Annotated in this window: 9 protein-coding genes and 2 pseudogenes; 6 read left to right on the top strand and 5 right to left on the bottom strand. The window is 51.1% G+C overall.

What is annotated here, in order from left to right:
* Positions 1–92: 92 nt before the first annotated feature.
* Positions 93–1,097 carry a glycosyltransferase family 9 protein gene (locus HZS80_RS22765; protein ID WP_246362478.1) on the bottom strand — a complete coding sequence of 335 codons (1,005 nt, stop codon included), beginning with the start codon at positions 1,095–1,097 and terminating at the stop codon, positions 93–95.
* A 294-nt stretch (positions 1,098–1,391) separates the two neighbouring features.
* Between HZS80_RS22765 and HZS80_RS22760 the strand changes: the two genes are divergently transcribed.
* The 3 genes from HZS80_RS22760 (at position 1,392) to HZS80_RS22750 (ending at position 4,340) form a co-directional block, all read left to right on the top strand.
* Positions 1,392–2,054, top strand: coding sequence for a response regulator (locus HZS80_RS22760; protein WP_179917413.1), 663 nt, complete (start codon positions 1,392–1,394; stop codon positions 2,052–2,054).
* A complete protein-coding gene (locus HZS80_RS22755) occupies positions 2,051–3,463 on the top strand; it encodes an ATP-binding protein (RefSeq protein ID WP_179917412.1) in 1,413 nt (470 codons plus the stop codon). The genes HZS80_RS22760 and HZS80_RS22755 overlap by 4 nt, the downstream gene beginning before the upstream one ends.
* A gap of 187 nt (positions 3,464–3,650) precedes the next feature.
* Positions 3,651–4,340, top strand: coding sequence for a VIT1/CCC1 transporter family protein (locus tag HZS80_RS22750; protein ID WP_022523387.1), 690 nt, complete (start codon positions 3,651–3,653; stop codon positions 4,338–4,340).
* Positions 4,341–4,447: 107 nt separating this feature from the next.
* On the opposite strand, the gene HZS80_RS22745 is transcribed toward HZS80_RS22750, so the two are convergent.
* From HZS80_RS22745 to HZS80_RS22735, 3 genes and pseudogenes are all read right to left on the bottom strand, one after another.
* Entirely contained in the window at positions 4,448–5,017 is a 570-nt protein-coding gene (locus tag HZS80_RS22745; RefSeq protein WP_179917411.1) for a cytochrome b/b6 domain-containing protein, read from the bottom strand.
* Positions 5,018–5,030: 13 nt separating this feature from the next.
* Positions 5,031–5,312: a PepSY domain-containing protein gene (locus HZS80_RS22740; RefSeq protein WP_022523388.1), complete on the bottom strand. Its 282-nt coding sequence runs from the start codon at positions 5,310–5,312 to the stop codon at positions 5,031–5,033.
* 733 nt (positions 5,313–6,045) lie between these two features.
* Positions 6,046–6,926: pseudogene (locus HZS80_RS22735) on the bottom strand (IS3 family transposase).
* 66 nt (positions 6,927–6,992) lie between these two features.
* Here HZS80_RS22735 and HZS80_RS22730 point away from each other — a divergent pair.
* From HZS80_RS22730 to HZS80_RS22720, 3 genes are all read left to right on the top strand, one after another.
* Positions 6,993–7,619 (top strand): isochorismatase family protein, encoded by a 627-nt coding sequence (locus HZS80_RS22730; RefSeq protein ID WP_179917410.1) that lies wholly within the window; start codon positions 6,993–6,995, stop codon positions 7,617–7,619.
* A 200-nt stretch (positions 7,620–7,819) separates the two neighbouring features.
* The gene (locus HZS80_RS22725; protein ID WP_179917409.1) at positions 7,820–8,452 is read left to right on the top strand and encodes a pyridoxamine 5'-phosphate oxidase family protein; all 633 of its coding nucleotides are present in this window, start codon (positions 7,820–7,822) and stop codon (positions 8,450–8,452) included.
* A gap of 336 nt (positions 8,453–8,788) precedes the next feature.
* Entirely contained in the window at positions 8,789–9,736 is a 948-nt protein-coding gene (locus tag HZS80_RS22720; protein WP_179917408.1) for a pirin family protein, read from the top strand.
* A gap of 110 nt (positions 9,737–9,846) precedes the next feature.
* Here HZS80_RS22720 and HZS80_RS23740 read toward each other — a convergent pair.
* A pseudogene (locus HZS80_RS23740) lies at positions 9,847–9,958 on the bottom strand (IS30 family transposase); the annotation flags it as partial.

Below are 9,958 nucleotides of genomic sequence, written 5' to 3'. Positions count from 1 at the left end.
GGTCAGCTTTTCAGGTACCATTTTGGAAGCGGCTGTTGGTGTTGGTTTTTGGTGTAAGGCCCTGAAACGTTAACACTTTCAGCCGCTTTCTTTTATACCCTGTGAGAAATCCGGGCTAGGGAAATGGTGGCGACATCGAGTGCTGCCGCTAAGTGCATAGGCCCGGAGTCTGGCGTCACGAGTAACTGCGCACGCCCTAGAACAGCGGCAAAGTGACGGATAGGAAGCGGTGGGCATAAGCTACCATACAGCGATGACCTCAAACGCTGCTCAATAGGCGCTAGAAACCTAAACTCCTCCGGTCCAAGAAAAACGACATAGCGCATTTTACGGGCTTCCATGGCATTAATGAGCATTAACCAAAATTCCAACGGCCAACGTTTGTTTTGATGCCCACCAACGAAGATCGCAATAAAATTAGTATCTGATGAATCATCGCTATGAAGGCTGACTAGCTGTTGTATTTTTGTTATTGCCTGATAGCGTTCCTGCTCCGTTAACTGGAGCAATGGCCGATTACGGCAAGCGACACCGAGCGGACGAGTCAAATTAACGATGGCATCGTAGGCATGGGATGACCTACCTTCCGCCTCAATGCTGTACCAGCGCTGATGGCCTTTACGTGATCCCATGCTGTACCGTGCCCCTATTAACCGAGTCACGATAAAGCCGCTCGTTGATCCTCCGCTCACTTGTACTGCTAGGTCATAGCGTTGTGCTCGTAAGCGTCGTAATAATGTCACACACTGCCAAGGACGGAGAATGGCGGCTCTCGACAGTAAATGAAAATGATCAACAGGACGTTGCTGCAACAGTGGCCATGTTTTATCAGTCGCTAAATAATCAATGCGCGCGGAAGGAAAACGGTCACGAAAAGCATCGATGACAGGGGTGCTGATTAGCGCGTTGCCCAGACGAAAATTGGGGCGAATAATGAGAATTTTTTCTATGCCCACAAGGCTGTCAATGGTTTCTGGTGCAGGCGCTTTGACGATATACCGTATTCCTCCCAGTAAATATCGCTTCATTCTTTTTTCTAAAAAACGGGCCATTATTTTTAAATAATAGTTTGTTCTAATCAGTGTTAGTAAGTGCATACTCTGGCGCTCTATTCAGTTAATAGACAATGGTCTGCCTACGGCAGCGACAAGGAAGATTCAAAATGACTGCCAGTGAAGGCGCTGATTTAGCTTTGCCCATGGCGAAAGAGGCAGCTTGAGCCTAAATAACTTAAAGAAGAATTAAACCGCGCAAGAGATTCGCAAAAATAGAGTGTTAGGCTTGCTGATTGAATTCAGATGAGTCTGCTTTTTGGGAAGTAAGTTGCCGAATTTAAGAAAAGCTTAAGTTTTGGTAGCCAAGATAGCGGTTTGTCGATTGAGGGGATCAGCATGCGCGCACTGCTAATAGAAGATGACCCCTTGCTTGGGGATGGTATCAAGACGGCGCTAGAGCGTGAGGGCTACACGGTCGATTGGTTTATGCTTGGCCGAGAGGCAATCAGCGCTATTGGCAGCGAGACCTTCAGTGTGATTATTTTGGATCTTGGACTGCCCGATATGGACGGTATGCAGGTACTGCATTTACTCCGACAGCTATCTACTCTGCCTATTCTGATTTTGACGGCCCGCGATGCGATGGAAGACCGTATTGGCGGTTTAGATGCGGGGGCGGATGACTATGTGCTCAAGCCTTTCAATTTGCAGGAGCTACTCGCCCGTTTGCGTGTCGTAATGCGACGCGCTGAGGGGCGTGCCTCGCAAATATTGACGCTGGGTGCACTGAGTATTGATGAGGCTCTCCATGCGGTGAGTTGGCGGGGCAAAGACGTAAAGTTAGGCCGACGCGAGTATGCCTTATTACTAGAGCTCGCTAGGCACCCGGACAGGGTACTATCTCGCCCTCGCTTAGAAAATTTGCTTTACGGCTGGGGCGAAGAGGTAGAGTCCAATACGGTGGAAGTTCACATTCATCATCTGCGTAAAAAGCTTGAAAAACATCTGATTATTAACGTGCGCGGGATTGGCTACCGACTGGATAGTCAGGCGCAATGAGATCGATACGGCGTTATCTGCTTCGCACGCTAGCCATTACCATGGTGGTCGCTGGGGGCGTTGCGGTTACCGCGGCTTACTTAATTACGGATCACGAGCTAGAAGAAATTCTCGATACACAGCTCAGTCTGCATAGCCGGATTGTGGCTGGCCAACTCGATCCAAACGCTACCATCGACGACTATGCTCGCCTTGCTGCGCGCATGGGCCTTCCCGCGCATCCAACCCAGCTATATCGTGACGGTATCGCCGTGCCCGTGAGCAGCTCTGAATCAGGTCCCAAGCTTTACCACGAGGAAGAGCTTAAATTAGTACTGGGTTTTTGGAATGCCGATGGCTCACCCAGGCTGTTAGGGGGCAAATGGAATGATGCAGGGCCTTTCCCCGCGCCTTTAGAGGAGGGTTTTCGCTGGGAAAGCTACGATGGTCACCGCTGGCGGGTTTTCAGCATGTTCGATGTTGCCAGCGATACCTGGATCAGCATGGGACTACGGGGTTCGTTTCATGATGAAGTGGTGGAGCGCATCACCTGGAACAATTTATTGCCGATGCTCTTGTTGCTGCCACTCCTTCTTTGGCTGATGAGTAGAGTTATCCGGCGGGGTGTTGCACCCATCCAAGCACTTTCCAGCCAGGTACAAGGTCGCTCCGCCCACGACCTGCGTCAAATCAATAATCCGGTTCCTCAAGAGCTTAATGGATTACGCCAATCACTAAACGACTTTATCACCCGGTTGAAAGCCACGTTAGAGCGCGAGCGGCGCTTCACTGCAGATGCGGCCCATGAATTACGCACGCCCTTGGCAGCGCTGAGAATCCACTTAGATAATGCGCAGGCAGGGGGAGAGCAATCATTACAAAAGGCTTATGTCGGGGTTGAGCGGCTTCAACGGGTGGTAGAACAGCTGCTCATTTTGGCTCGTTTGGATCAAGTTGCCACAACCTCACCGGCCACTATTGACCTCTATCCGATTATTGCTGAATTGATAGCCGAGCTGTGGCCACTCGCTGATGAGCGAGATCAGCACTTGAGGCTAACAGGCTTAACCCGGTTGGAGGTTCGCGCCGACGAAGTCGAGGTGGGAATTCTCTTTCGTAACCTACTGGATAATGCCTTGCGCTATACGCCGGAAGGCGGTCAAGTGGAGGTAGAGTTAGCGCTTTGGGAGGGGTTGCCTCAACTCACGGTGAGTGACACTGGCCCCGGCCTCCCCGAGGCACTGTTGGATAAAGTCACTGAGCGCTTTCGGCGCGCGTCTGGCCAGGGTACCACCGGCAGCGGGTTGGGTTTATCGATTGTCTCGGAGTTGGCTCAGCGCCAGAACGCACGCCTTACGCTTAGTAATCGTACGCCCAATGGCCTGGCGGTCAGTGTGGTGTGGGAGCAAAACCAACATCAGGATCGCTGATTAGCTTGCAGTGCTTTTCTTTGGAACAAGTGATTGAATCTAAATGCATTTCAACCGTTATATGCACCAGAGAATCGCACTGTTGCTACAAGCGCTGGCTAAAAATATGCCCTGAAGGCTGTTGCCACACAGCTATCTGCCACTCTCCCTCTGGAAAGAAAGGGGAAATCAATCACGAGGTGAGGCCATGCAACATACAGAGCACCATCGATCTAACCGTTCAGGTTGGCTGCGCGCAGCCGTCATGGGCGCGAATGATGGCCTTGTCTCGACTAGCAGCCTGATACTCGGCGTGGCAGCAGCGAGCACCGCGCATAGCGACATTATGTTGGCCGGTATTGCGGGGCTAGTGGCCGGGGCTATGTCGATGGCCGCCGGTGAATACGTCTCCGTTAGCTCACAGTCTGACACCGAACATGCGGATCTTGCGCTTGAGCGCCAAGCGTTGATAGAACATTTTGATGCTGAACTGGAAGAGCTGGCAGCGATTTATGAAGCGCGTGGGTTAACACCGGCGCTAGCCACGCAAGTCGCTGAACAGCTGATGGCAAGCGATGCGCTAGGCGCTCACGCCAGAGATGAGATTGGCATCACCGAGACAAGCCAAGCGCGCCCACTCCAGGCGGCCTTTTCATCGGCTGTGACCTTCACGGCTGGCGCCATGTGGCCGTTGCTAATCGCCTGGTGGGCGCCGCCGCCATTGCTTATTCTTCTGGTGGCGCTCTTCTCGATACTGTTTTTAGCCTTTCTAGGGGCGGCGGCTGCCCGTGTGGGTGGCGCGCCGATACTCAAAGCCTCGGTGCGCGTAATGTTCTGGGGCGCATTGGCGATGACCTTGACCTTCGGCATAGGCCGCTTGTTCGGTGTCGTGGCATAAATAAGGGATAGTGCAGCCATTGCTCTGTGTCAAACAGGTCTGAAAAGGCCACTCGTGCAAAATTAAGGAGTGGCCACTATCATTGCATTGTCTTAACAGCATCTTAATTAAGACTGAACATCATGAGCCTTAGTGTTGGGGTTAGAGGTAGGGCGGCGGCGATAGCCATGCAACATGCTAGCGATCAAATTATCGCCTTGCTTGAGGCTTTCTACCACAGCACCCAATACATGCAGTGGTACTAGAAAAAGAATCGCGTTGGCCATGAATTCGTGGGTTTCTTCAACCCAGCCAACCCCCCAGAAACGATCCGTTTCTTCCATCATGTAGCCAGTAAGTCCCAGACCGAGGATTAGCCCAAGCAGCACCAGCATCATGATAGCGCCCAGCGGTGTATGGGTAATGCCGGTTTGCTCTATCTTGCTGTCGCGACCGCGCAGCACACATTGAAGTCGGCTCACGGTAGGCCAAAAGCTCCGCCAGCGTGCACTCCAGGGACCGATAAATCCCCAAAGGATGCGTACGACGATTAATGCCACCAAGGCATAACCGACCCATTGGTGTATATCGCCCCCTTCTTCGGTTAGCCATAAGTTGACGGCTACGCCAGCAACCAAAGCCCAATGTACCAACCTGACCAACGGGTCCCAAACACGGATACGGGTATTATCGGCCATGGTAACCTCCTGATCAGTCTTCGACTTCCTGCTTCACGATGCTGGCATCTACTGGGTTGAAATAGATCTCTACCCGGCGCTCCTGCTCGTCCCAGCCGTATATCTCGTAGCAGTTTCCCTCGGTGACCTTAAATTCTTTGATTTTGTAACCCATCTCGCTGATACGTTCTTCCATATCAGCTTGGCTGATCCATTCGTCACTGGGGGCATCAGTACAATGAGTCTCGGCCAGCGCAGCCGTGCTAGCCGTCAGTAACAACGCCGATGTTATAATCTTAGTGATGTGAGTTCGCATAAGTAATACCTCTTTTCGATGATGGGTGGCTGTGCAAGACATATTTGTCGATTGGCACAAGGATCATCCTAAATGAGGTAACTTATGGCAGGCTTAAAAAAAGGTAAGCAGCAAAAAAACTGATTATTGAGAACGTTTCTCTGGCGCCTGATGGGCAGATAAGTGAATAGCTGGGTTCGCTTTCAATTTCTTCGCAGGTTGCGGTTACCCCAGGCGATTAGGCCAACGACAGATCGCGCTGGCTAGCCATCGGTTTTATCACCTGGATTGCCAATTTACCGGGGCGGGGGAGTCGATGGTACTGTAAGGCGCTTTCGCGCAAATCGTCTGCCATGTGATTTACCTCGCTCGCTTTCGCTCACGGCGATAACGGTGACCACATCGCCGATCTTGTTTTTGTTTTGTATTGCTAATCGCCTAGCCACAATTCCATTTCTACAAGCCTTCCTAATTTTTAAATTAGTGGTCTCCGTTGTTTTGTCAATTTTTGTAATCTCAGCGACTAGTAGTTGGCGCTGTACACTTCAGGTGGGATCTACTTAGACGTCGTGTGAAATCTTTCAGTGGCAGCCCCGCTTATGAGGGTATTGAATCCCCTCGTGGGCTGCGTGCGTTATCGGTAGCGGGGATGATGTTGCGAGCTTTAGAAAATTGCGTCGACTCAGTTGCAGCATTATTTGGCATTCCAGCGTTATCATCGGCAGGATACCGATGTCTCGACGTCACCCCATTTTCAGTAGCAGCCGAGTTTAGAGTCAGAAGTAACTTTATCGTGTTTTAACATCAGTTGCTCGGCATAGGCTGAAGGTGTCAGTCCGCCAAGACTCTTCTTCGGTCTTTCCTCGTTGTACTCCCGCCGCCATGCTTCGATGACAACCTTGGCGTGATGAAGACTGGTGAACCAATGCTCATTCAGACATTCATCTCGAAAACGCCCATTGAACGATTCGATGTAGGCGTTTTGATTGGGTTTTCCAGGTTCAATTAAAAACAGGGCAATGCCATGTAGATGAGCCCATAACAGCATGGCACGCCCACAAAATTCCTTTCCATTATCCGTACGAATGGCGCTAGGTAGGCCACGTTGTAAAGCCAGTTGATCTAGAATCCGTGTTAACAACAGTCCCCCGATGGCACGTTCAGGCACGATAGCCACGGCTTCATGGGTAGCATCGTCGACAATGGTGAGGTTCTTTAACACTCGCCCGTCGGCCGTACGGTCAAACACAAAATCCATTGACCAGACCTGGTTGGCGGCACAAGGACGGCCAAGGGGCTTTCGCTCAGACGCAGGAACCTTCTTGCGCTTGCGGCGTTTTATCTGCAATCGAGCCGCCGCGTAGAGGCGTTCGACGCGCTTATGATTGACCCGTTCAGAGTGACCTCCATCTCCAGTAGCGACTCCTCGAGCAGCTTTTTCAAGCGTCCATTTTCGGCTTCGAGTTCTTTGAGTCGTTTGGTATCGGATACGCTCATGCCGCCAAACTTGCTGCGCCATAGATAGTAATTAGCTGCTGAGAAACCGTGCCGACGGCATAGCTCCTTGATGGGCAGTCCTGCTTCTGCTTCGCCTAGAAAACCAATGATCTGTTCTTCTCTGAAACGCTTCTTCATGTCCAATCTCCTGACTCATAGAATCGGACTCTAAAGTGTAGCGCTATTCAATCAGGGGGTGACGTAATGCTTCTGGATCCTGCCGACACGCTGGTTCTGCTGCTTGATCATCAGTCCGGCCTTTTCCAGACTGTCAAAGATATCCCGGTCGCTGCCCTTCGCCGCAATGTAGAGATGATTGCCAAGCTTTGTACGCTGCTGGAAGTTCCGGTGATTACCACGGCTTCGGAGCCTGCTGGCACTAATGGCCCGTTAATGCCGGAAATTCACCAGTTTGCTCCGCATGCTATTTATGTGCCGCGCAAGGGGGAAGTGAACGCTTGGGACAATGATGATTTTGTAGCCGAGGTCCGATCGAGGGGTCGCAAGACGCTCGTGATGGCTGGCGTTTGGACCAGTGTCTGCGTGATGTCTCCCGCACTTGATGCTCGAGAATCTGGTTATGAGGTCTATGCTGTAATTGATGCATCAGGTGATCCAAGCGAAATGGCATCTCGGGTCTCCCTTGCACGTTTTGTTCAGAGCGGTGTTAAGCCGACCACAACCAACTCACTGTTGTCTGAATTTCATCGCACCTGGGCTCGTCCGGAAGCAGCCGACCTTGCTCAGCTTTATGGGCTTGTCGCGCCAAACTATGCAGCTGTTACCGAAAGTTATTTACGGGCACAGCAGGCAGCGAGGGATGCCGGTTAAGGTAACTGTGTTTTGCCTGCGCAAGTGCCTGCAGCGCTGGTGATGACAATCATGGCTGGGGTTTGGGTGGTAGTTTTTGTGCCTATATGCAGAGGTTTTAGAGTTCACTAGGAAACGAGCTTTGTGTCATTAATGAAGAATGTTAAGCGCTAGCTTTTTAACCGCCTGCACTTCGTTCATGCTTTTTTTTGGGGCAGCCAATGACTTACGGTTTTATGGATATAGCTCTTACGCCCAGTGTACAAGCTGCTCAGGCAGAGATGGGCGTAGACCATCTCTGGTCTGGGTTCAAAGGCAATCGCACGTTTGACCGCTTCACAGATCAAGAAGCTACGTTCATTGCACAGCGAGATACCTTCTATATCGCATCTGTGTCAGAAACCGGCTGGCCTTACGTTCAGCATCGCGGAGGGCCTCCCGGTTTTCTCAAAATGATTGATGACCGGACGCTCGCTTTCATGGATTATCGAGGAAACCGGCAGTACATCAGTACTGGCAATTTCAAGGCCAATGATCGCGCCTGCCTGATTTTAATGGATTACCCTCGACGTGCTCGCCTCAAGATTTACGCACACGTTGAAAAGTTGGCGCTTGATGCTGATGCGGTGTTAGCTAAGCAAGTGGTGGATAAGGATTACGTGGCGAAACCGGAAAGGATATTCCGGCTGCGGTTGGAGGCATTCGATTGGAATTGCCCGCAACATATCACTCCACGCTTCACAGAAGAAGAAATCGCCAAAGGGATTCAGCCGCTTCGTGATCGTATTGAGCAGTTGGAGCGTGAGAATGCGTTGTTACAGGTTCAGCTCGAACGTCAAGAGGGCAGCGATTGATGATCCTAACGCTTCGTATGCAGCTTTTCGTAGGGATTAAAATTGCTAAACCAGTACATCAGAATCTTGAGGATGAACGTCTTGCAACTATCCCATCCGACAATCTCCACAAAGGATAATCACGTACAGTTCTGCCGAGCTTGATTACGGAAATCGTAACCTTTCAGCTTGTACATTCATCGCGCACCTTACAACGTCACATCGTGCCACTTTGAGTGATGTGCAAAATGCGCCTTTACAAATGGGCATAGCGGTACGGCTTTCTCTGATGGGAGCAATAAGTGTCGGCCGACAGCATGCCACATTTTCCTGCCTCTCATGTCTGGAGCCAACCCTATGAGCTGGATGCCTGATATAGAGCCTAAATGTCCTTCCGCAGGTAGTCTGAACGACATAAAGACACTGATTATTCCCCGAGCACGAGACCTGGGTGGTTTCGAGGTTCGCCGTGCGCTTCCCGCTCCAAAACGTCAGATGGTGGGTCCGTTCATTTTTTTCGATCAGATGGGGCCTGCTGAGTTTCTTAAAGACGAGGGTATTGATGTTCGCCCACATCCTCACATTGGGCTTGCCACGGTTACTTATCTGTACCAGGGGGAGTTCCAGCACCGCGACAGTCTAGGCACTAATCAAATAATTCGTTCTGGTGCTGTTAATTGGATGGTGGCGGGTAATGGGGTCACCCATTCGGAGCGCACCAGTTCTCTCACTCGTCAGAACAAACATTCTATGTTGGGGATACAGACCTGGGTGGCGCTTCCCGAAGCTTATGAAGATAAGCCTGCCAGCTTTGAGCACCACAGCGAGGAGGCGCTGCCAATGCTGAAAGGTGAAGGCAAAGAAGTGCGCTTGATTCTAGGCACGGCTTGGGGAGAGCGGGCACCGGTACAAACCTTCTCTGAAATGTTCTATGCGGATGCCGTGCTGCAGCCAGGAGCAAAGCTCCCATTGCCGGATGACCATGAGGATCGTGGTATTTATGTCATGTCCGGTAGTGTCATTATTGCAGGGGAAACATTCGACGCTGGCCGCATGATGGTATTCCGACCAGGCGATACTATAACGGTGGTGGCGGGCGAAACAGGCACTAGGTTGATGCTACTGGGCGGTGAAACGCTAAATGGCCCCCGCTATATATCTTGGAACTTCGTCGCTTCTTCGCAGGAAAAGCTGGAGGCCGCAAAGCAGGCTTGGGTAGAAGCGGATTTTGAAAATGGTCGCTTTCGCCTTCCTCCAGGAGATGATGCTGAGTATATCCCTTTTCCTGGTCAGCTCGGTAAATGACGTTTTACAAAAATCTAACTGCCTGAGGCAGTTAGATTACTTCTACAAGTGAAATAATAATGATTAGCTGACCATTAGGCTAAACCGCGGCCGCTGTTTAAGTCCTGAATTCAACTAATAAGTGCAGCACCTGCGGTTTCTAGCGCTCCTGAGTATTCACCTAAGAACACCTGGGCTGGGGTTCGGTATCCCAGCCGCTTTCTTGGTCTATCGTTTAGCTTA

Origin of the sequence: Vreelandella glaciei (assembly GCF_013415125.1) — a bacterium.
Lineage (GTDB): Bacteria > Pseudomonadota > Gammaproteobacteria > Pseudomonadales > Halomonadaceae > Vreelandella > Vreelandella glaciei.
The sequence above is the reverse complement of the archived record's forward strand: the minus strand, read 5'-3'. Positions and strand labels throughout refer to the sequence as shown.